Origin of the sequence: Sphingomonas sp. RIT328 (genome assembly GCF_000632225.1) — a bacterium.
Classification (GTDB): Bacteria; Pseudomonadota; Alphaproteobacteria; order Sphingomonadales; family Sphingomonadaceae; genus Sphingomonas; species Sphingomonas kyungheensis.
On sequence record NZ_JFYV01000003.1, the window covers coordinates 55,733 to 76,773 of the forward strand.

The window sequence follows — 21,041 nt, forward strand, 5'->3', positions numbered from 1 at the left end:
GTACTGCCACTCCCCAGAACGCCGACGGTGGAAAGGGCCCCGCCGGGCCGTTGTCGACGGGAGGAAAGTGGCGCGCCCGGAACGATTCGAACGTCCGACCCTCAGATTCGTAGTCTGATGCTCTATCCAGCTGAGCTACGGGCGCGCATTGGAGGCGCGCTGATAGCAGGTGTTTCGCCCCGCGCAAGTGCGTTGCGCGATTTTCTGCCTGCGCATAGAGGCTGGCTATGAAAATGCTTTGGCTGTCCGCGCTTGTCCTCCCGCTTGCGGCCTGCGCCCATGATGCGACGCCCTATCCGTCGCTGGCGCCGCGCGCGGTGGAGAAGCTCGGCTTCGCCGAGCCGGTGGTGACCGTCGCCGAGGCCAAGCCCGATCCCGCGCTGGATGCCCGGATCGACGCGTGGCAGCGCCAGCTCGATACGATCGCCAAGGGGTTCGCCGCCGATGCCGCGCGGACCGAGACCGCCGCCGCGCGCGCGCGCGGGCAGACGGTCGGCAGCGATGCGTGGCTCGACGCGCAATCGGCGCTCGCCGGGCTCGACGACTGGCGCTCGCAAGCGTCGGCATTGCTCACCGACATCGATCTCGCCGCGAGCGACCGGGCGGCGGCGCTGCTCCCCGTCTATCCGGCGCTCGCCCCCCTGCGCGAGCGCGCCGCGGCCGAAGGCGAACGGCAGGCGCAGACGATCGACCGGCTCCAGGCGGCGCTCCCGGCTGCCTGATTCGGGTGCGCGCGAAGGCCCGGAGGACGCAGTGCGCCCGCGGCAGGCGCGGCCCGGTCATCAGTTGGCCCGAGGCGCGTACCGCCAAGGCAGCGAGCGCAACTCCTCAGCGCCTCCGCGCCTCCGCGTGAATCCCATCCTGCGGGATTGCTATCGCCTAACGCGGGGCCCGATCACACATGTGAGAAGGTAATTCACGCGGAGGCGCGGAGGTGTATCGCCTGCGGTAAGCGAGGCCCGCTCATCACAGTTGGTGTGAACAAGCCGCTGACGCGGCGGCACGTTTATCTCCGCGCCTCTGCGCGGACTCACCGACCTATCCGTGCCATTTGAGCAGCGGCAGGATCGTCGAATAATCGTCCGTCCACGCGACGAACCCCGGCCGCCCGACCAGGGGCGCCCAGCGTCGGTCCGCCGCCTTGAGCGCGCGCAGCGTCGCGGCGTCGCGCGACAGAGCGATCCACTGGCTTGGCGAGGCGACGGGGGTCTGCTGCGGCGGCTGGTAATAGAGTTTCGTCGCCTGCCAGCCCCCAGCCCGCGCCGCTGCCGCGACCACGGGTTCGAGATCGAGGAAGCGATTGGAGATATGGACGAGCAGCAGCCCGCGCGGTTGCAGCACGCGCGCATAATCGGCGAAGGCCTCCTGCGTCATCAGATGCATCGGGATCGCATCCGAGGAGAAGGCATCGAGCGCGAGCAGGTCGAGGCTCGCCGGCCGGTCCGCCTCCAGGCTGATCCGCGCGTCGCCGACGCGGATGTCGGGATGCGGCAGGCAATCGCGCAGATAGGTGAACTGGCCGGTATCGCGGGCGATCCGCACCACCACCGGGTCGATCTCGTAGAAGCGCCAGCGTTGCGCCGGCTGCGCATAGCAGGCGAGCGTCCCCGTGCCGAGGCCGACGACGCCGACCCGCGCGGTCGGACCGAAGAGGCCGTCGAGCGCCTCCATCGCCTGGCCGATGCCCGACGGCGGTGCATAATAGGTCGTCGGCAGGCGTTCGAGCACCGGGCTGCCGGTGAACTGAATGCCGTGGACGGTGGTGCCGTGATCGAGCTCGCGCACGCCGCGCCCGTCGCGCACCGTATAGACGCCGAAATAGCTCCGCGTCCGCGCGCCATGCGCCAGCGACAGCTCGACCGCGCGCCAGCCGCCGAAGATCACCAGCGCCACCGCCAGGATCAACGCGTAGGACGTTCGCGCGCCGACCGAGATCACGCCGATCAGCGCGATGCCGATGAAGGTCAGCCCCTGATGCCCTTCGCCGAACAGATCGGCCGGGCCGCGGAAGGTCAGCGTGGTGAGCAGCACCAGCAATGCGATCACCCCGGCATAGGCGAAGCGGCGCTTGGCCGGCGTCCGCCACAGGCCGCGGATGCGGTGGGTGAGGAACACCTGCGGGACGAGCAGCCCGGCGGCGAAAATCAGGATGGGATATTCATAGGTCCAGTCGAACACCACCGGCGCGACCAGCCCGGCGAAGACGCCGCCCAAGGCGCCACCGACCGCCATGGCGAGGTAGAAGCCGGTCAGCCGGTCGGGCTCGGGCCGCAGCCGGTACAGCTGTGTATGCAGCGCCACCGACACCATGAACAACAGGGTCAGCGCGATCGCGAGATTGATCAGCGGCGATTCGTTGAAGCCGCCAATCATCACCCCGCCGAACATCAGGATGGTGATCGGCGCGATCCGCGTCAGCAGATCGGCGATCTCGCGATTGGCCGCGAAGGCGATGGTGAAGCTGAGCAGATAGAGGCCGAGCGGCAGCACCCAGAGCAACGGCATCGCAACGATATCGGTGGTGATATAGGTCGAGGTGGCGAGCATCAGCCCCGACGGCACCAGCGACAGCGCGATCCAGTGCAGCACGCGGCGACGCGTCGCGGGCGCGCTGCTCGGCCGCGCGACATCGGCGCTCGCCCCGCGCGGCAGGCGGATCGCGCAGGCGATCACCAGCAGGATCAGCACCGCATAGCCGGCACTCCACAGCCAGCTCTGCTGGCGCAGCGCGAGCAACGGCTCGACCACCAGCGGATAGGCGATCAGCCCGCCGAAGCTGCCGAGATTGGAGGCGGCGTAAAGCGCATAGGGATCGCCGTCGCGGCTGGCGATGCTGAACCAGCGTTGCACCAGCGGCGCCTGCGCCGAGACGGCGAAGAACAACGGCCCGATCGACGCGCCGAGCAGCCACGGCACCCACAAAGCAGGCGTCAACCCGGCCGGGCCGCCGCCCAGGGTCAGCCCGATCGGCAGCCATGCCGCGCCGATCAGCAGTACGCCGACATGCACCGCCGCCTGCACCCACGGCCGCAGCCGCGCCAGCGCATGGGCATAAGCGTAACCGGCGAGCAGCAGCGTCTGGTAGACGAGCATCGCCGAATTCCACACCGCCGGCGCGCCGCCGAGGCGCGGCAGCGCCATCCGCGCCACCATCGGCTGGACGAGGAACAGCAGGAACGATCCGGTCAGGATCGTCGCGACGAAGGTGATGCGGCAGGCGCGGCCGGTATCGCCGGCGCGCTCAGCCATGCAGCAGCCGCGCCGCATGCGCCGCATGATAGGTCAGCACGCCCGCGCAGCCGGCGCGCTTGAACGCCATCAGCGTCTCGATCACCAGAGCGTCGCGCTCGCCCGCGCCGGCGGCGACGGACGCCTCCAGCATCGCATATTCTCCCGACACCTGATAGGCGAACACCGGCACCTCGAACCGCGTCTTCACCCGCACGATGATGTCGAGATAGGGCAGGCCCGGCTTGACCATCACCGTGTCGGCGCCCTCGGCGAGATCGAGCGCGACCTCGCGCAGCGCCTCGTCGGCGTTGGCGGCATCCATCTGATAGGTCTTCTTGTCGCCCTTGAGCAGCCCGCGCGACCCGACCGCGTCGCGGAACGGACCGTAGAAGCCGCTGGCATATTTGGCGGCATAGCTCATGATCTGGACGTTATGCGCGCCCTCGCCTTCCAGCGCGGCGCGGATCATGCCGATCCGGCCGTCCATCATGTCCGATGGCGCGATGATGTCGGCGCCGGCCCGCGCCTGGTTGAGCGCCTGGCCGATCAGCAGGTCGGCGGTGGCGTCGTTGACGACATAGCCCGCCGCATCGACCAGCCCGTCGTGACCGTGGGTGGTATAGGGATCGAGCGCGACGTCGGTCAGCACGCCGACCTCGGGCACCGCATCCTTGATCGCGCGGATCGCCCGGCACATCAGATTGTCGGGATTGAGCGCCTCGCGCCCGTCGTCGGTCTTCAAGCCCGCAGGAGTGAAGGGAAACAACGCGACACAGGGGATGCCGAGGTCGCGTGCCTCGCGGGCGCGCGCGACGATGCCGTCGACCGACCAGCGCGATACGCCGGGCAGGCTGGCGATCGGCTGCTCGACGCCCTCGCCCTCGACGATGAACATCGGCCAGATCAGGTCGGCGGGGGTCAGCACCGTCTCGGCATGCAGCCGGCGGCTCCAGTCGCTGGAGCGGGTGCGGCGGAGGCGAAGCGCAGGATAGGCAGCAGTCATGACGCATCCTTGACGAGGGTGTTGCGGCTTTGAGGGATCGCGGCGCGCTTGCCAAGCGTTGCGCACCCGTAATCGATGGGACATCCATGACGCAGTTCACGTCCGCCGCCCTGATCGTCAACGCCAAGTCGCGCCGCGGCCAGGCATTGTTCGAGCGGGCATGCAAAGCGTTGAGCGGCCTGCCCTACCCGGTCGATGCCCATGCCGTCGAAAACCCCGACGATCTGGTCGAGACGGTGCGCAACGCGCTGGTCAAGAAACCGGAGCTTGTCATCCTGGGGGGCGGCGACGGGACGATCAGCGGCCTCGTCGACCTGCTCGTCGGCCATGATGTGGTGCTCGGCGTGCTGCCGCTCGGCACCGCCAACAGCTTCGCGCGCACGCTCGGCCTGCCGATGGACGTCGAGGGTGCGATCGACGTCATCCGCACCGGCAAGCGCGCGCGGATCGATCTCGGCCGGATCGACGGCGACTATTTCGCCAATTGCGCGGCGATGGGGATCAGCCCGCAGATCGCCGAGACGGTGCCGCACGGCCTCAAGAAGGTGCTCGGCCGGGTCGGCTATCTCGGCTGGGCGAGTTGGCAGTTCCTGCGCTTCAAGCCGTTCATCCTCACCGTCGACGACGGCGTCGAGGCGAAGACGATGCGCGTCGTCGAAGTGCGCATCTCGAACGGCCCCTATCACGGCGGCACCTGGCTGGTCGACGAAGCCTCGGTCCAGTCGGGCGAGATCGTCGTCCAGGCGGTCCGCGCCCGCTACAAGCGCACGCTCGTCAAGAATTGGGCGGCGAGCTTCTTCAAGCTCGACGCGCGCCACCAGGATACGGTGAGCTTCTCCGGCAAGTCGCTGCGCATCGACACCAAGCCGTCGCTGCCGATCTCGATCGACGGCGAGGTGCTCGCGCACACCCCGGTCACCGCCGCGGTCGCGCCGGGGATCATCGAGGTGATGGTGCCCGCCGACTGAGGCGGACGGTCAGCCGACCGGCATCTGCTTGGCGGTGGGCTCGGTCGCGGCCTTGGCCTGTTCCTCGCCCTGCCGCGCCGGGATCAGCCGGCCGGAACGCCAGTCGCCGTAACGATAATAGAGGATCGTCATCACCATCGACGCCGCCGATCCGGCGGGGAAGCTCCACCAGATCGCATCCGCCGCCCAATCGCCCTGCAACGCATAGGCCATGCCGAGCCGGATCGGGAACAGCGCCACCGCGAGGATCAGCAACGGCGCCACCACCGCGCCATTCGCCCGCACCGTCGCCGACAGCACCATCGACACGCCGAACAGCAGGAAGCTCGCCGAACCGATGATGTTGATATGCGCGGCGAGATCGATCGACGCCGCGTCGCTGCCGAGGAACAGCCCGAGCACCGCGCGGTCGAGCAGCGCGACGACGCCGATCAGCGCCGCGGTCATGACGAGATTGAGCAGCAGCCCCGATCGGGTGATCAGCGCGACCCGCTCCCATCGCCCCGCGCCGATATTCTGCGCGACCATCGCACTGACCGCGGCGCCGACCGACATCGCCGGCATCTGGATATAGGTCCAGAGCTGGCTCGCCGCGCCATAGGCCGCGGTCGTCGTCGTGCCATAGCCGTTGACGAGGCCGACCATCGCCAGCGCCGATCCGGTCGCGACGAGCATCTGCAACCCCATCGGCACGCCCTTGCTGACGATCGGGCGGAGTAATGTCGGATCGGGGATTAGATAGCGCCACTCGGCCCCGCGCAGCCGCACGACGAGGTCGCGGCGATAGACATAGCCGAGCAGCGCGGCGAACGAGACGGTATTGGCGATGAAGGTCGCGGTCGCCGATCCGGCGATGCCGAGTTCGGGCAGCGGCCCCCAGCCGCGGATCAGCAGCGGATTGAGCGCGACGTCGATCACCGATCCCAGCGCCATGAACTTGAGCGGCGTCACCGAATCGCCCGCCCCGCGCAGCACCATGCTGAGCAGCACCGCGAGGAAGCTGGTCGGCATCGCGATGAAGATGACGCGCAGATAGGCGAGCGCCAGCGGATAGGCGTCGGCCGGCGTGTGCAGCGCGGTGAGGATCGCCGGCGCGCTCCACCAGCCGAGCGCGACGACGCCGATCGACAGGATCGCGAACAGCCCGTGCGCGGTGCCGACGACGCGGCGGACCGCATCGATATCGCGCCGCCCCATCGCCTGCCCGATCAGGATCGTCGATGCCATGCCGAAACCGAACACCGCCGAGACGAGCAGGAACATCACCAGCCCGGCATTGGTCGTCGCCGCCAGCGCGCGTTCGCCGAGCAGCTGCCCGATCCAGATCGCGTTGATCGAGCCGTTGATCGACTGGAGCACGCTCGACCCCAAGGTCGGCAGCGCGAACAGCAGCAGCGTCTTGCCGATCGGGCCGGTGGTCAGGTCGCGTTGCGGCTTCGCCATGGACATCCCTCTGTCGCGTGGCCGCTGTGGCCTGATCGCGGCGTTTCCCTACGGCATATCGCTGCCGTCGCGAAACAGCCTTGGCGGTGGGATCGCGCGCGGAGGGGCGGCGGGCGCGAAGATTTGCGGGATAGTCGCCGCCGAGTCGCCCGAGCGTGCTGCTCTCTGCCTGTAGAGAAGAGGAAGCGGTGCAGAGCGGCGGGTGAGGATAGCGGAAGGCAGCTCCGCCACCCCACCCTGCCCCAGCACCTAACAGCTTTCGCGGGCGGGGGGCTTCTCCTCCGTTCGTGCTGAGCCTGTCGACGTACAGGCTTCCACACACGGACCGCTAGCGGAGCCCCGCCCTTCGACAAGCTCACGGCTAACGGGATGGATTCGATCGCTTGCCCACCTCACCGGCCATGAAGGCGCAGTACGCGCTACGCCCCCTCTGCGTCCTCCGCGCCTCTGCGCGAAACCTCTCATCCCGCCAAGGCGACGGGCCCATCACCCCAATCGCGCCAGCGCCGCCGACAGCCGCTCCGCTTCGGCGCTCTTCTCGGCGTGGTCGGCGCGCGCCTTTTCTACGGCCTCGGGCTTGGCGCGCTCGACGAAGCTGGCGTTGCCGAGCCGGCCGGCGAGCGCGTCGCGCTCCTTCGCCGCGGCGGCGATCGCCTTGGTCAGGCGGGCGCGTTCGGCGTCGAGATCGATGACACCGTCGAGCGGGATGACATAGGTCGCCTCGTCGACGACGAGTTGGATCGCCGCGCCGGCCGGAGCCGGATCGAACGACACGCCCTGCAGCCGCGCGAGCTTGCGCAGCGCCGCCTCGGCGCCGGCGACGCGCCGCTGCGTCGTCGCATCGGCGTCGCGGACATAAGCGGTGAGCTGCGTGCCCGGCGCGATGCCGAGTTCGTTCTTGGCGGTGCGCACCTCGCCGATCAGCCGGATGCGCCAGGCGATGTCGGCCATCGCCGCCGCGTCGATATGCTCGCCGTCGACCATCGGCCATTGCGCGACGATCAGATCATGGTCGCGCGGCGCCATCGCATGCCACAATTCCTCGGTGATGAAGGGCATGAACGGATGGAGCAGGACGAGGATCTGGTCGATCACCCAGCCCGCCACGGCGCGCGTCTCGGCGGCGGCCGCCGCGTCCTGCGCGCCCTCGTCGCCGAGCACCGGCTTGATCAGTTCGAGATACCAGTCGCAGAAGCGGTTCCAGACGAACTGGTAGATCGCTTCCGCCGCCGCATCGAAGCGCAGGTCGGCAAGCGCCAGATCGATCGCCTGCACCGTCGCGATCGTCTCGCCGATGATCCACTGATTGACCGCGAGCGACGCCGCCGGCGCCTTGCCCGGCGTCGATCCGCCGATGCCGTTCGCCTGCGCGAAGCGCGCCGCATTCCACAGCTTGGTCGCGAAGTTGCGATAGCCCTCGACGCGCTTCTCATCCATCTTGATGTCGCGGCCCTGGCTTTCCATCGCCGCCATGAAGAAGCGCAGCGCGTCCGCGCCGTAGCGATCGATCAGCCCGAGCGGATCGACGGTATTGCCCTTCGACTTGGACATCTTGGCGCCGTCGGCGGCGCGGACGAGGCCGTGCAGGTAGAGCGTCCTGAACGGCACGGCGTCGAGGAAGTGCAGCCCCTGCATCATCATCCGCGCGTCCCAGAAGAACAGGATGTCAAAGCCGGAGATCAGCACGTCGTTAGGATAGCGCCCGCCGAGCGTCGGGTCGGCATTGTCGGGCCAGCCGAGCGTCGCGAACGGCCACAGCGCCGAGGAGAACCAGGTATCGAGCACGTCGGGATCGCGGGTCAGCGCGACGCCCTCCCCCGCCTGCGCCTGCGCCTGTTCTTCGGTTTCGGCGACATAGGCATTGCCCGCGGCGTCGAACCACGCCGGCACCTGATGCCCCCACCACAATTGCCGGCTGACACACCACGGCTGGATATTGTCCATCCAGTTGAAGAAGGTCTTTTCCCAGCTCTTCGGCACCATCGCGATCGCGCCGGAGCGCACCGCCTCGATCGGCCGCTGCGCCAGCGTCTTGGCGTCGACATACCATTGATCGGTCAGCCACGGCTCGATCACCACGCCGGAGCGGTCGCCATAGGGCGTCTGGATCGTCCGCGGCTCGGCGTCATGCTCGACGCCCTCCTTGTCGACGTGGGGGATCAGCACGCCCTCGTCCTTGAGCCGTGCGACGATGCGCGCGCGTGCCTCGAACCGGTCGAGCCCGATCAGGTCGGCCGGGATCAGCCCGTCGCGGGTCTGGCAGACCCGCGCCTTGGCATCGAGCATGTTGAGCATGTCGCGCGCCTCGATCCCGGCGCGGCGGCCGACCTCGAAATCGTTGAAGTCATGCCCCGGCGTGATCTTGACCGCGCCCGAGCCGAGCGCCGGATCGGCATGGTCGTCGGCGACGATCGGGATCAGCCGGCCGGTGATCGGCAGCCGCACCTGCTTGCCGACGAGATCGGCATAGCGCGCATCCTCCGGGTTCACCGCAACTGCCATATCGGCGAGCATCGTCTCGGGCCGCGTCGTCGCGACGGTGATCGATCCGCTGCCGTCGGCGAGCGGATAACGCAACTGCCAGAAGCTGCCGCGCACTTCCCGCGTCTCGACCTCGAGGTCGCTGATCGCGGTGCCGAGGCCCGGGTCCCAATTGACCAGCCGCTTGTCGCGATAGAGCAGGCCCTGCCGATGCAGCTCGACGAACACCTTGACGACGGCCTTCGAAAAGCCCTCGTCCATCGTGAACCGCTCGTTCGCCCAGTCCATCGAACAGCCGAGCCGGCGCAGCTGGCGGGTGATCTCACCGCCGCTCTCCGCCTTCCATTCCCAGACCTTGGCGATGAACGCCTCGCGGCCGAGGTCGCTGCGCTGCTCACCGCGTGCCGCCATCTGCCGCTCGACCACCATCTGCGTGGCGATGCCGGCGTGATCGGTGCCGACCACCCACAGGGCATCCTTGCCCTTGAGCCGCGCATGCCGCGTCAGGATGTCCTGCAACGTATTGTCGAGCGCATGGCCGATATGGAGCGAGCCGGTGACGTTCGGCGGCGGGTTGACGATCGTCCACGGCTCGGCGTTCGGGCGATCGGGGCGGAACAGGCCGTTCGTCTCCCAATGCTGGTACCAGCGGGTCTCGATCGCGGCGGGGTCGAAGGTCTTGGCAAGCTCGGTCATGGCCGGGCTGTAGCTTCAACGATCAAGCCTGAGAAGTCAGGCGATCCACGATCTCTGCGGGTATCCCTTCGCTGAGCTGCAACAGGTCATCCTGCTTGCGGCCGACCAACCGCGGTGCAGCGCCGGAGTTGTCGAACAGCCAGGCTGCGTCGGCGGCTTCGAGGAACCAGCCGAGCTGATCGAAGGAGCGGGCGCGTCGGGCATAGACTTTGGGGGGCGGGACGTCGTGGCCGCCCTTGGCGACGCGCAACGCGATCCGCTCCAACTGGATTTCCGCGGTCGCGACGAACACGTAGATGAGCCGCACTTCGAAACCGCGCGCCTTGGCCTTCTCGACCAGCCGCCGGTATTTGGGGGTCGACAAGACGGTTTCGACGCCGATGGTCTGGTAGGCGTCGATCGACGCATCGAGCCATTGTTCGATCCGTGTCACCGCCGCCAGATTGGCCGCCTGCGACGTGGCGCCCTCGACTGCCATGATCTTGGCGGTGAGAAGATCTGGGTTGATGATCCACACCGACCCGCCGAACTCATCGACGTCACTGCGATCATAGGCCGAGCTCTTGCCCGACCCGTTCGGCCCGGCCACGATCCACAACCGCGGCCGGGGCGCCGAACGAACCGTGCCATTCATTCGGCGGCAGTGCGCAATGCCCGGTTATCGCGACGAATACGACGGACGTTCGCGCGGAACGCCGCCTCGAAGTCTGCCGCGAAGCTCGGACTGTCGGCGTCGACGACGCGAACGCGCATCGCCGTCCCGTCCGCCTCCACCGTGCGGTACCGCGCTCGGCCCGATTGGCCGGCGTCGATACCATCCTTGACGATCTCGACCTTCATCGCACGCCTCCATCCCTAATATAGACGCTGCAACCCGACCTTCCACCTACTTCGCCGTCCAGCGGTCCATCCAGCCGAGCACCTCGCGATACCATTGCCGCGAATTGGCGGGCTTGAGCACCCAATGGTTTTCATTGGGATTGACCAGCAGGCGCGACGGGATGCCGCGCCGTTGCAGCGCGGTGAAGGCGGCGAGGCCCTGCGTATAGGGGATGCGGAAATCGCGTTCGCCGGTGATCACCAGCTGGGGCGTCTTCCAATTCTGCACGTAATTGACCGGGTTCCATTTCTCGAACGCCTGCGGGTCCTCGAAATAGGCCTTGCCGCCATGTTCCCATTCGTCGAACCATAGTTCGTCGGTCTCATAGGCCATGGCGCGCGCGTCGAAGACGCCGTCGTGCTGGACGATGCAGCGGAAGCGATCGGGCCACTGCCCCTCGATCCAGTTCATCATATAGCCGCCGTAGGAGGCGCCGAGCGCGCAGGCGCGGCTGCCGTCGAGCCAGGAGAAGCGATCGGTCGCCGCCTTGAGCCCGGCCTTGAGATCGTCGAGCGGCCAGCCGCCCCAATTGCCGCTGATCGCATCGGTGAAGGCCTGACCGTAACCGGTCGAGCCATGGAAATCGACCGCAACCAGACCATAGCCGGCGCCGGCGAACACCGCCGGGTTCCAGCGGTACGACCAGCTGTTGTCGCTCGATCCCTGCGGGCCGCCATGGACCATGAAGGCGACCGGCACCGGGCCCGTGCTCCCCGCAGGGCGCACCGCATAGCCCCAGACGGTATCGCTGTTGGCGCCGGTGAAGCTGAACCGCGTCACGCTCGGCATGTCGATGCCGGCGAGCTTGGCGGCATTGACCTGCGTCAGCCGCACCGGCTTGCCCTTGCCCGTCAGGCTGTAGAAATCGTCGGGCGCGGTCAGGCTGTTGATCGCCACCACCGCGCCGCGCGGCGTCGCCGCGAACGCCGAGACATGCCCCTGCTGCGTCAGCCGGGTCACCTTGCCCGAGGCGGGATCGACCGCGAACAGCGGGTTTTCCTGCGTGTCCTGCGCGGTGACGTAGAGCCGCTTCGAATCGGGTGACCAGCTGATCGAGCCGACCGACCGGTCCCACCCTTGCGTCAGCGCGCGCACCTGGCCGCTCGCCAGATCGCGCAGCATCAGCACCTGCCGGTCGGCTTCGAACCCGGGTCGCTTCATCGCCACCCAGGCGAGGCTGCGCCCGTCGGGCGAGACGGTCGGCAGCGTATCCGTCGCCGGATTGTCGGGCGTGAGGTTGAGCGGCGCGGCCGAGCCGTCGGCAGGGACCGACCAGATATCGAGATTGGTCGAGCGCGGTTCGGTGGTGCCGGCGACGCGGAGGGCGAAATAGACGGTCCTGCCGTCGGCGCTCCATGCGACTTCCTCGCCGCCGCCGAACGGCCGCGACGGCGTGTCACCGTCGAGCCCGTGTTCGAGCGCGACCCCGTCGCCGGGCGCGCCCGCCGCGCTCAGCGGCAGCACGAACAGTTGCGAATGCGTCCCGTCGACCCAGCTATCCCAATGGCGGACGAACAATTTGTCATAGACGCGACCCTCGCCGGCAGCGGGATCCTTCTTTTCCATCGCTGGCGCGAGGCTCGACGCATTGGGCTTGCGATCGGCCCAGACGAGGATGCGGTCACCGCTCGGCGCGACCTTGAAGCCGCCGAAGCCGCCCTTGAAGTCGCTCAGCTTGCGCGGCGTGCCGCCGGTGACCGGTACCGACCAGATCGCGTCCTCGCCGCCGACGTCGGCGCGGAAATAGACGCTGTCGCCGACGATCTGCGGATCGTTCTCGTTGACCGCGGCCTGATTGGCGAGCGGTTCGGGCGCGGCACCCTTGCGCGACAGGTCGAGCCGCCAGAGATCGTAGCGGCCGCGATTGGCGGCGATATCGGTCTCGCGTTGCGCCCAGACCAGCCAGCGTCCATCCGCAGAGACGGTCGGCGCGCCGATCCGGCTGAGCGTGGTGACATCGTCGATGGTGAGCTGGCGGGCGGTGGCGGGCGCGGCGACCGCGGCGGTGGCGAGCAGGCTCGCGGCGAACAGACGTCTCATGCCGGCGAGCTTAGGAGCAGCGGACCGGCAGAGCAACGTTCGTCACGCGGCTCCCGATCGACGGGAGCCCCTTGGATGATTAGCGGACCTGCGAGGTGATCTTGGCGATTTCGCGCGCGACCATCGTCTCGACCAGTCCGGGCAAATTGGTGTCGAGCCACTCGCGCAGCATCGGCCGCAGCATCTCGCGGACGAGCCCTTCGAGCGTGCCGTCACTCTCGGCCTCGGGCTTGACGAGCAGCTTGCTCAGCGTTTCCAGCGAACCCAGGCTGGCGGCGGCGGCATGGTGGGACAGGATCGGTTCCTCGGACATCGGCGACTGAACGGCTGGGCCGCGCGTCGGTTGCGGCGCGGGCTGCGGCTGGGCCTGCGCGTGCGGGGCGGGCGGCTGCATCATCTGCGGCTGCGGCTGCGGCTGCGGCCTGGGCTGCGGCGCGGGCGGTGCGACCTCGGCGACCGGCTCGGGCGCGGCGGGCGACGGCATCGGATCGCTCAGCTCGAGCACCTCGGCTTCCGATTCGATCGGCTGCGGCTGCATGCGGGTCCGCCGCGTGCGCGCCTGCGTGCCCTCGCCTTCCTCGGCGATGATACGTTTGATCGACGAGAGGATCTCTTCCATCGACGGCTCCGCGCTCATATCCCCCATGGTCCTGACGTCCCTACCCTTTTTCGACGCCGTTATTGGCGACTTGGCGATGCAGCACCTGTCGTCAACGCGGGGGTCCTGTCAACCGGCGTATCGAGCATCGGGTCGGTTGTCTTCGCAACCGCGGCATTTTGTGGCGGCGTCTGTGCGGTCGACGGGGCGACCGGCACGGGCTCGCCATCGCCGCCGAAGTCGCTGATCCGGTTGCGGACGCGCCGGTAGTTGACGGTGGGATCGTAGAGCGAGCCGCCGTCGAGGCCAAGGTCGCGCGCCTCCGCCTGGCCCATCGCCGCGAGCAGGGCGAAGCCCGCGACATAGGCGTCGCGGCGTGCGCTCACCAAGGTCACCTGGCTGTTGAGCAATTCCTGCTCGGCATTGAGGATGTCGAGGATGGTACGCGTGCCGACGCTATTCTCGGCGCGCACGCCTTCGAGACTGAGCTTGTTGGCGTTGACCGCGGTCTCCGAGCTGGAGATCACCTGCTGCGACGATTGCCATACCGCATAGGCGCCGCGGGTCTGCGCCACCACCGCCCGTTCGGCGGCGGTCACCGCCTCGAGCGACTGGCCGCGCAGCGCCTCCGCCTGACGGACCTGCGCCGCCGGGCGGCCGCCCTGGAAGATCGGCAGCGTCACCTGCAAGCCCGCCGACGCCGCCGTCCCCGAATTGGGCAGCGACGAGCCCGCGGGCAACGTCTGCAGATAGTTGAAGTAATTCGGCCCGGCGACGACCGACAGCTTCGGCAGCCGGTTCGAGCGCGCCACCGCGACATCGTAGCGGGTCGCATCCGCCTGCCGCCGCGCAGCGATCAGGTTCGGATTGTTGTTGAGCGCGGCGCTGACCGCCGTGTTCGGCGAATCGGGCAGGTTGGGCAGGGCCGGCGGCTGTTCGAGCGCGACCGGCGGCGAACCGACCACCTGAATATAGACCTCGCGGCTCGAGATCAGCTGCGCCTCGGCCTGCTGCAACTGCGCCCGCGCCAGCGCGAGCCGCGCCTCCGACTGGGCGACGTCGGTCCGCGTCAGATCGCCGACCTGGAACCGGTCGCGGCTGGCGCGCAGATTGACCTCGAGCACGCGGACGTTCTGCTGGTTGAGCGAGGTGATCGCCTCGTCGCGGATCACGTTCATATAGGCTGCGACGACATTGGTGAAGGTATTCGCCTCGGCGCCGCGCAGCGTCGCGCGGCCGGCATCGACCCGCGTTTCGGCGGCGCGGACCGAATTCTTGACCGCGCCGCCCTGGAAGATCGGCACCGAGAAGTTGAGCGACGTCGCCGCGACCCGCTCGGGATTGGCGAAATTGTTGTTCGCCTGGAGGAAATTGTCGGTGACCGAGCCGCTGACGTTGACGCCGGGGATGCCGCTGGCGCGGGCGATCGGCACATTTTCGTCGGTGGCGCGCTGCGCGGCGCGCTGGCCGGTCAGCGTCGGGTTCGAAGCATAGGCCTTGGCGAGCGCCTCGCGCAGCGTCTCCGCCCCCGCCGGCGCGGCGAGCCCGATCAACGCCGCGCCCCCCAACAACAATCCCCGCATCATCCCCCCGTTTATCATTGCCTAGAACCGGAAACCCTGTGGCCTGGCGAAGCCCGGCAGCGTCACGCAATCGCAGTCGAGGAACGGCGCCAGACCGAAGCCGCCTTCGGTCTTGCGGCCGCTGGCGAGGCGCACGACGCCATTTTCGATCAGCCCGGTTACCACACGCCCACCGACCTTGACTTGATCGATCAAAGTCTCGGGCAGGTGCTCGACCGCGCCGTCGACGATCAGCACGTCATAGGGCGCCGCAGCGGCATGGCCCTCGCGCAGCGGCGCTTCGACCAGCGTGACGTTGGGCGTGCCGGCGAGCGCCTGCCGCGCCAGCCCGAGCAGCGTCGCATCCTCCTCGACCGCGACGACCTCGGCGACGATCTGCGCGAGCAGCGCTGCGGTATAGCCGCCCGCGGCGGCGATCAGCAGCACGCGATCGTTCTTTTCTAGATAGGCTTCGGTGAGCAGCCGGCCGATCACCATCGGCAGGTTGATCGCGCGTCCGCCGGCGACCGGCAGCGCGGTGTCACGATAGGCGAGCGCGCGCGATTCGGCGGGCACGAACTCCTCGCGCGGCACGGTGTTCATCGCGACCAGCACCCGCTGATCGTTGACCGCGTTGGTGCGCAGCTGGCTGGCGACCATCGCCTGCCGCATCACCGACAATTCGGCGGCATCGGGCTGGTGGGTGTCGGCGGTGATGTTCATGCTGGATCCCTCTCGCACAACCGTATTAGCTGCGCAATACACTTCGTGACCTAGCGCTTGTATCGCGCAGTGCGCGTCGCGCCAAGCGGAGGCAGCGCAAATGCACCGCGCCGGCAAATCGATGGCGTACGGCGCGGCGCTTGCCTATGGCGCGCGCCATGCTTCCTGCGACCTATCACAAGTTCATCGACTGGATCGGCGACGGCACCGGCCTGCCCGATACCATCCTGCATATCCACGCCGGCCTGGCGGTGCTGATGGTGGCGCGGCTGCTCACCCGGCGCTCGCTCGGCAGTTTCGTGCCCTGGTCGTTCGTCGTCGCGGCGGAGCTGTTCAACGAGGTGATGGATCGGCTCAACTTCGGCTCGTGGCGCTGGGAGGACACCACGTCCGACGTGCTCAACACGCTGTTCTGGCCGACAGTGATCTGCCTCGGGCTGCGGATGCGGCCGATGCTGCTGCCGCGCGACGCGGCGCGGGTGAAGATGTCCGACTGACCGCCCGCGAGGGATTGGAGGCCCGACCGGGAATCGAACCCGGGTGCAAGGATTTGCAGTCCTCTGCGTCACCACTCCGCCATCGGGCCTCGACGCGGGAGGGCGGCTGATGGTCGGTTTTGCGCGGACCGTCAACCTTGGATTGCGAGGAAATGCGCAAGCGCCGCCACCAGCGGCACGTCGGCGGGCGGCATCGCCAGCTCGGCCATCGCCGCGGGCGCCACCCAGGCGAGCGCGCTCGCCTCGAGCGGCTGCGGCGTGCCCGTCCAGTCGCGGATGACGTAGAGCAGCAGCAGCAGGTGCTTCGCGCCCAGCGCGGCGCTGGCGAAGGCCAGCGGCGTCATCGCCGCCGGAACGACGCGGATCGCCAGTTCCTCTCCCAACTCGCGCACCAGCGCCGCCTCGGGCGTTTCGCCCGCCTCGACCTTGCCGCCGGGGAATTCCCACAGATCGGCCATCTGCTTGCCCGGCGGGCGGCGTTGCAGCAGCACCCGCCCCCGCGCATCGAGCAAAGCCGCCGCCACCACCGGCATCAGCGCGATGCCGCCGGCCGTGTTTTCGCTCCGGTCGTCAGCCATTCCTTAAATCTCTCCAATTACTTGCCGATCAAATGACGATCCGCCTGCCCCGTCGCCCCCGCCGGCGCCCGACGTCGTCCGTGTGGCGCGATTCGCGCGGCGCGACCGCGGTCGAATATGGCCTGATCGTCGCGCTGATCGTCATCGTCATGGTTGTCGCGCTCAAGCAGGTCGCCAATGCCAACACCAACGTCTGGCAGACGGTGAGCACCAAGGTGATCAACGCCGGCTGATCGATCGCCACCGTTTCGGCGGAAAATGTCCAGTTCGTTTAAAAGTTTAGCAACCTTGGTCAGGCTATCCCACCACCGCTGCTCCGGTTCACCGGTTCAGCCGGGTGACTGAAGTAATCGTATATTGGAGACCGGAATGCAGACGATCCGCAAGTTCATCAAGAACAGCAAGGGCGCGACCGCCATCGAATACGGCCTGATCGCCGCTCTGATCGCGGTCGCCGCGATCGCCGCGATGCAGGGCCTCGGCAACAAGCTGAAGACCACCTTCTCGAACGTGTCGTCGAACATGTCGGCCACCTGAGCCACAGTTTACGACCGAATCACGGGGGCGGCGGGACGATGGTTCCGCCGCCCTCTTCGTTTGCCGCCTCGCGTCAGAGCCGGCCCATCGCCAGGAACTTCTCGCGCCGCTCCTGCCGCAGCGTCGCCGCGTCGCGATGGTCGAGCGAGGCGAGCGCCGCGTCGAGCGCATCGCCGAGCAGGCGGATTGCCTCGGCGGGGTCGCGATGCGCACCGCCCAGCGGTTCGGCCACGATCGTGTCGATCACGCCGAAAGTCTTGAGATCCTGCGCGGTGACGCGCATGGCCTCGGCCGCATCCGCCGCCTTGTCGGCGGTCCGCCACAGGATCGAGGCGCAGCCTTCGGGGCTGATCACCGAATAAATGGCGTGTTCGAACATCAGCACGCGATTGCCCGCCGCGAGCGCCACCGCGCCGCCCGACCCGCCCTCGCCGACGATCGCCGCGACCACCGGCACGCCGGCGGCAAGGCAGGCCTCGGTCGAGCGGGCGATCGCCTCGGCCTGACCGCGTTCCTCCGCCTCGATGCCGGGGAAGGCGCCCATCGTGTCGACCAGGGTCACCACCGGCAGGCCGAATCGGCTCGCCATGTCGACCAGCCGGATCGCCTTGCGATAGCCCTCGGGCTTGCCCATGCCGAAATTGTGGCGCAGCCGGCTGGCGGTGTCGGCACCCTTTTCATGGCCGAGCACCATCACCTTGCGGCCGCGGAAGCTCGCGAAGCCACCCATGATCGCCTGATCGTCGGCAAAGGCGCGATCGCCGGCGAGCGGCACGAACTCGTCGAACAGGCCGGCGACATAGTCCTTGAAATGCGGCCGTTCGGGATGACGCGCGACCTGCGTCTTCTGCCACGGGGTCAGCTTGGCGAAGGTATCGCGCAGCAATTTGTCGGATTTCGCCTGCAACCGTGCCAGATCGGCGGCAATGTCGATCGTACCGTCGGCCGCGGTCGCCCGCAGCTCGTCGATCCGGCCCTGCAATTCGGCAATCGGTTTTTCAAATTCGAGGAAGCTCGCCATGCTGCGCGGGTTACGGGCGACGCGCGCGTCCGTCAACGCGCCCCGGATCGCCGAGCGGATGGCGCGCGTTGACCAGCTCGACCAGCCGGCTCGCATCGACGTGCGTGTAGATCTCGGTGGTGGCGATATCCGCGTGGCCGAGCATCGCCTGCAAGGCGCGCAGATCGGCGCCGCCGGCAAGCAGGTGCGTCGCAAAGGCATGGCGCAGCACGTGCGGGCTGACCCGGTCGGGCGGGATGCCCGCCTCGGCGGCGAGCGCCTTGACCAACTGGTAGAGGCGGATGCGGGTGAGATGGCCGCGGCCCGAGGGGAACAGCCAGGGCGCGTCGACCGGCACCTGCGTCCGCCACCGCGTCACCGCCGCGCGGGCGCGATCCGACAGGGGCACCAGCCGCTCGCGCCCGCCCTTGCCCTTGAGGATCAGGAACGGCCGGTCGGGGTGGATCGCGTTGCGCGGCAGGCTGACCAATTCGGTGGCGCGCAGCCCCGATCCGTAAAGCAGCTCGACCAGAGCGGCGAGCCGCAGGTCGCCCGGCAGCGGCCGCTCGCCCTCGACCCGCGCCGCGATCACCGCGAACAGGCGCTCGACATCGCCGTGATCGAGCACCTTGGGCAGCCGCCGCGCCGGCCCCGGCCGCGGCAGCGCGCTGCCCGGATCGTCGGCGCGGTGGCCCTCTTCGGTGAGGAAGCTGTAGAACCGCCGCAGCGCGGCGGCCTTGCGCGCCACGGTGCTGCGCGCCAGCGCGCGCCATTGCTCGGCGAGCGCCTGCACCTGATTCGGAGTCGCGGCGACGAGCCCGTCGGGCAAAGCCGCCGCGGCGAGCGTCAGGTCGCTACGATAGGCGGCGATCGTATTCGCCGCGGCACCGGCCTCCGCCGCCAGCATTTCGAGGAACCGCTCGATCAGCGCGCGGTCGCCGCTCACACGCGCGCGAGCGCCTCCGCCGCGATCATCCGCGCCTCGCCCTCCAGTCCGACCGCGCGCAGCGCCGAGACGATGCGGTAGAGCATCGCCGGCGGCACCCCGCGCCAGTGCGGCGTCTGCATGCCGATCGCGGCAAGCAGCGCCACCGTCCCCGGCTGATTGTCCGCCGCGGCGCGATCGATCGCGCGCGTCCAGCTGGTCTCCGCGCCGATCCGCACGTCGAGCGCCGCTGCCGCCCGCTCGATATCGTCGGGGCTGAGCCGGCCGAGACCGGCGAGCCCGGCGAAGAACAGCCGCTGCTTGAGCGCGGCATCGCCGCTGCCCGCATAGGCGGACAATTGCCGGTAGCTGAGCCGGCCGCCGCTGTCGGGATCGGCGAGCGCGATCATCGCCCAGGCATCGCTGCCCTCGTCCACCGCCGCCCGCCAGCGCGCCGCGCTGCGATCGAGCCCCGCGGTCAGCATCGACGCGACGAGCTGCGGCGCCTCGGCGATGCCGGTCCGCGCCGGCAGCCGCGCCGCGGCGCGGGCGGTGAGCACCAGCCGCGGATAGGCCGGCTGTCCGGCGGTGCCACCCCAGAGGTTGCGCAGCGCGGTCAGCCGCGTCGGCATGTCGGCGCCGATATAGGCGGTGCGCAGATCGTTGATCGACGCGGCGATCGGCGCGGGCGTCTCATTGGCGGCGTCGAGCGCGCCGTACAGATCGACCAGCGCCGCCGACGACAGCACGCCCTGCCCGGCGGCCGCCTCCGCCGCCGGCAGGCGGTCCGCCATCGGGATCGACGGCGACAGCGCATACCAATAGCGCGCCTGCGCCCCGGCGGTCGCGAACAGGCTATCGGGGATCGTCACCCCGGTCGCCGCGGCGAGCCCGAAGCGCCAGGCGGTGAGCGTATCCACCCCCGCCCATTCGATCGTCACCGCCTGCCCGCCATTGGGGCCGGCGCCGACCACCTTCTGCGCGAGTTGCAGATCGATACCGGTCGCGACGTTGCGCCGCCGCGCCGCGGTGACCAGCGCCTTGGCGCGGGCGGGCTCGCCGGCGAGACCCGCGCACATCGCCTGCGCGAGCGACCAGCCCCGCTCATGCGTCGCCGCCAGCGCGGCATCGGCGATCGGGCACATTTCCGCCGGATCGCCGGTCGCGAGCGCGGTGTTGAGCGCGACCTGATAGAGTTTGGGGGTGTAATTGTCGTTGTCGACGCTCTGCACCACCGCACGGGCGCCGACCGCCTCACCCATGCGCAGCAGCAGCCAGGCGCGCTCGGCCGCGAAGTCGGCGCCGTCGACCGCCGCGGGCGTATCGACCTGTGCCACCAGCGTGCGTCGCAACAGGATCGACAGCCAGCGCGACGGCAAGGGCGCGGCGACGCTGCGCATCAACCGTTCGAGATAGCGGCCGTCCGCCTCACCGAAGGCGTCGGGCGCGAGCGCGCCCTCGCGCGGCCCCGCCGGCCCGACCCGATCGAGCGAACGGCGCGCGGACAGCGGCATCTCATATTGCGCGAGTACCGCGGGGTCGACCGTCGGCGTCGGCGACGGCGTCGCGCTGGCGAGCGGGATCGGCGTCTCGCCTGGCAGCGGCTGGACCAGACCGGTCGGGGCCGGCACGGGCAGCGGTGCGGGCACGCTCGCCGCGCCGCCGCTCGCGGCGGGCGCCGGGCGCGGCGTCGCCGCCGGGCGGGCGGACGGTGCCGGCGCGGGCTCGCCGAAGCCCGGCGGCAGGATCGATTCGGGCTTCTCCTGCGCGTAAGCGGCGACGGCCGCCGCGACGATCGCCACGCCGGCGACGCCGCGCGTCACCTGTCGCAGCCGCCGCGCCCGATGCGTGCGAGCCTTCATCCTGTCCCCCGACCCCA

General features: G+C 69.1%; 19 protein-coding genes and 2 tRNA genes. 5 read left to right on the forward strand and 16 right to left on the reverse strand.

All coding sequences use genetic code 11. The annotated features are described in order from the left end of the window. Positions 1–68 precede the first annotated feature (68 nt). Positions 69–145 (reverse strand) — tRNA-Arg (locus BW41_RS02850). 82 nt (positions 146–227) lie between these two features. On the opposite strand from BW41_RS02850, the gene BW41_RS02855 reads away from it, so the two are divergent. Further along, positions 228–722 carry a hypothetical protein gene (locus BW41_RS02855; protein WP_037531237.1) on the forward strand — a complete coding sequence of 165 codons (495 nt, stop codon included), beginning with the start codon at positions 228–230 and terminating at the stop codon, positions 720–722. A gap of 316 nt (positions 723–1,038) precedes the next feature. On the opposite strand, the gene BW41_RS02860 is transcribed toward BW41_RS02855, so the two are convergent. Together BW41_RS02860 and hemB are read right to left on the reverse strand one after the other, a co-directional pair. Beyond that, complete coding sequence (locus tag BW41_RS02860) at positions 1,039–3,249, reverse strand: spermidine synthase (RefSeq protein ID WP_037531336.1); 2,211 nt, start codon at positions 3,247–3,249, stop codon at positions 1,039–1,041. Next, positions 3,242–4,234 (reverse strand): porphobilinogen synthase, encoded by a 993-nt coding sequence (hemB, locus tag BW41_RS02865; protein WP_037531240.1) that lies wholly within the window; start codon positions 4,232–4,234, stop codon positions 3,242–3,244. The genes BW41_RS02860 and hemB overlap by 8 nt, the downstream gene beginning before the upstream one ends. An 86-nt stretch (positions 4,235–4,320) precedes the next feature. Here hemB and BW41_RS02870 point away from each other — a divergent pair, with 86 nt between their 5' ends. Further along, positions 4,321–5,202: a diacylglycerol/lipid kinase family protein gene (locus BW41_RS02870; protein ID WP_037531243.1), complete on the forward strand. Its 882-nt coding sequence runs from the start codon at positions 4,321–4,323 to the stop codon at positions 5,200–5,202. 9 nt (positions 5,203–5,211) lie between these two features. Here the strand turns inward: BW41_RS02870 and BW41_RS02875 are convergent, their stop codons facing one another. From BW41_RS02875 to BW41_RS02910, 8 genes are all read right to left on the reverse strand, one after another. Continuing rightward, positions 5,212–6,645 (reverse strand): MATE family efflux transporter, encoded by a 1,434-nt coding sequence (locus BW41_RS02875; protein WP_037531245.1) that lies wholly within the window; start codon positions 6,643–6,645, stop codon positions 5,212–5,214. Positions 6,646–7,131: 486 nt separating this feature from the next. Continuing rightward, positions 7,132–9,822 carry a valine--tRNA ligase gene (locus BW41_RS02880; protein WP_037531247.1) on the reverse strand — a complete coding sequence of 897 codons (2,691 nt, stop codon included), beginning with the start codon at positions 9,820–9,822 and terminating at the stop codon, positions 7,132–7,134. A gap of 22 nt (positions 9,823–9,844) precedes the next feature. Further along, positions 9,845–10,456, reverse strand: coding sequence for an AAA family ATPase (locus tag BW41_RS02885; protein WP_037531249.1), 612 nt, complete (start codon positions 10,454–10,456; stop codon positions 9,845–9,847). Beyond that, a complete protein-coding gene (locus tag BW41_RS02890) occupies positions 10,453–10,662 on the reverse strand; it encodes a hypothetical protein (protein WP_037531251.1) in 210 nt (69 codons plus the stop codon). Before BW41_RS02890 ends, BW41_RS02885 begins: the two co-directional genes overlap by 4 nt. Positions 10,663–10,708: 46 nt before the next feature. After that, positions 10,709–12,742 carry a S9 family peptidase gene (locus BW41_RS02895; RefSeq protein ID WP_037531254.1) on the reverse strand — a complete coding sequence of 678 codons (2,034 nt, stop codon included), beginning with the start codon at positions 12,740–12,742 and terminating at the stop codon, positions 10,709–10,711. A gap of 79 nt (positions 12,743–12,821) precedes the next feature. Further along, the gene (locus tag BW41_RS02900) at positions 12,822–13,379 is read right to left on the reverse strand and encodes a DUF2497 domain-containing protein (RefSeq protein ID WP_051583204.1); all 558 of its coding nucleotides are present in this window, start codon (positions 13,377–13,379) and stop codon (positions 12,822–12,824) included. Between the two features lie 41 nt (positions 13,380–13,420). Then, on the reverse strand, positions 13,421–14,926 hold the full coding sequence (locus tag BW41_RS02905; RefSeq protein WP_037531258.1) for a TolC family outer membrane protein: 1,506 nt from the start codon (positions 14,924–14,926) through the stop codon (positions 13,421–13,423). Positions 14,927–14,944: 18 nt separating this feature from the next. Next, positions 14,945–15,625 carry a protein-L-isoaspartate O-methyltransferase family protein gene (locus tag BW41_RS02910; protein WP_037531261.1) on the reverse strand — a complete coding sequence of 227 codons (681 nt, stop codon included), beginning with the start codon at positions 15,623–15,625 and terminating at the stop codon, positions 14,945–14,947. Positions 15,626–15,783: 158 nt separating this feature from the next. Here BW41_RS02910 and BW41_RS02915 point away from each other — a divergent pair, with 158 nt between their 5' ends. Continuing rightward, entirely contained in the window at positions 15,784–16,122 is a 339-nt protein-coding gene (locus BW41_RS02915) for a hypothetical protein (RefSeq protein WP_037531339.1), read from the forward strand. Between the two features lie 15 nt (positions 16,123–16,137). Here the strand turns inward: BW41_RS02915 and BW41_RS02920 are convergent. Then, positions 16,138–16,211, reverse strand: a tRNA-Cys gene (locus BW41_RS02920). A gap of 42 nt (positions 16,212–16,253) precedes the next feature. Next, positions 16,254–16,700, reverse strand: coding sequence for a (deoxy)nucleoside triphosphate pyrophosphohydrolase (locus tag BW41_RS02925; protein ID WP_051583205.1), 447 nt, complete (start codon positions 16,698–16,700; stop codon positions 16,254–16,256). A gap of 80 nt (positions 16,701–16,780) precedes the next feature. Here BW41_RS02925 and BW41_RS02930 point away from each other — a divergent pair, with 80 nt between their 5' ends. Both BW41_RS02930 and BW41_RS02935 read left to right on the forward strand, forming a co-directional pair. Continuing rightward, positions 16,781–16,933, forward strand: a complete 153-nt coding sequence (locus tag BW41_RS02930; protein WP_327195557.1) for a Flp family type IVb pilin — start codon at positions 16,781–16,783, stop codon at positions 16,931–16,933. A gap of 136 nt (positions 16,934–17,069) precedes the next feature. Further along, a complete protein-coding gene (locus BW41_RS02935) occupies positions 17,070–17,237 on the forward strand; it encodes a Flp family type IVb pilin (RefSeq protein ID WP_037531265.1) in 168 nt (55 codons plus the stop codon). Positions 17,238–17,310: 73 nt separating this feature from the next. Here the strand turns inward: BW41_RS02935 and BW41_RS02940 are convergent, their stop codons facing one another. From BW41_RS02940 to BW41_RS02950, 3 genes are read right to left on the reverse strand one after another with little or no spacing between them, the layout of a single operon-like run. Next, positions 17,311–18,258: an acetyl-CoA carboxylase carboxyltransferase subunit alpha gene (locus BW41_RS02940; RefSeq protein WP_037531267.1), complete on the reverse strand. Its 948-nt coding sequence runs from the start codon at positions 18,256–18,258 to the stop codon at positions 17,311–17,313. Positions 18,259–18,268: 10 nt separating this feature from the next. Beyond that, on the reverse strand, positions 18,269–19,183 hold the full coding sequence (locus tag BW41_RS02945) for a tyrosine recombinase (RefSeq protein WP_037531269.1): 915 nt from the start codon (positions 19,181–19,183) through the stop codon (positions 18,269–18,271). After that, the gene (locus BW41_RS02950) at positions 19,180–21,024 is read right to left on the reverse strand and encodes a hypothetical protein (protein ID WP_037531271.1); all 1,845 of its coding nucleotides are present in this window, start codon (positions 21,022–21,024) and stop codon (positions 19,180–19,182) included. Before BW41_RS02950 ends, BW41_RS02945 begins: the two co-directional genes overlap by 4 nt. Between the last annotated feature and the right edge of the window lie 17 nt (positions 21,025–21,041).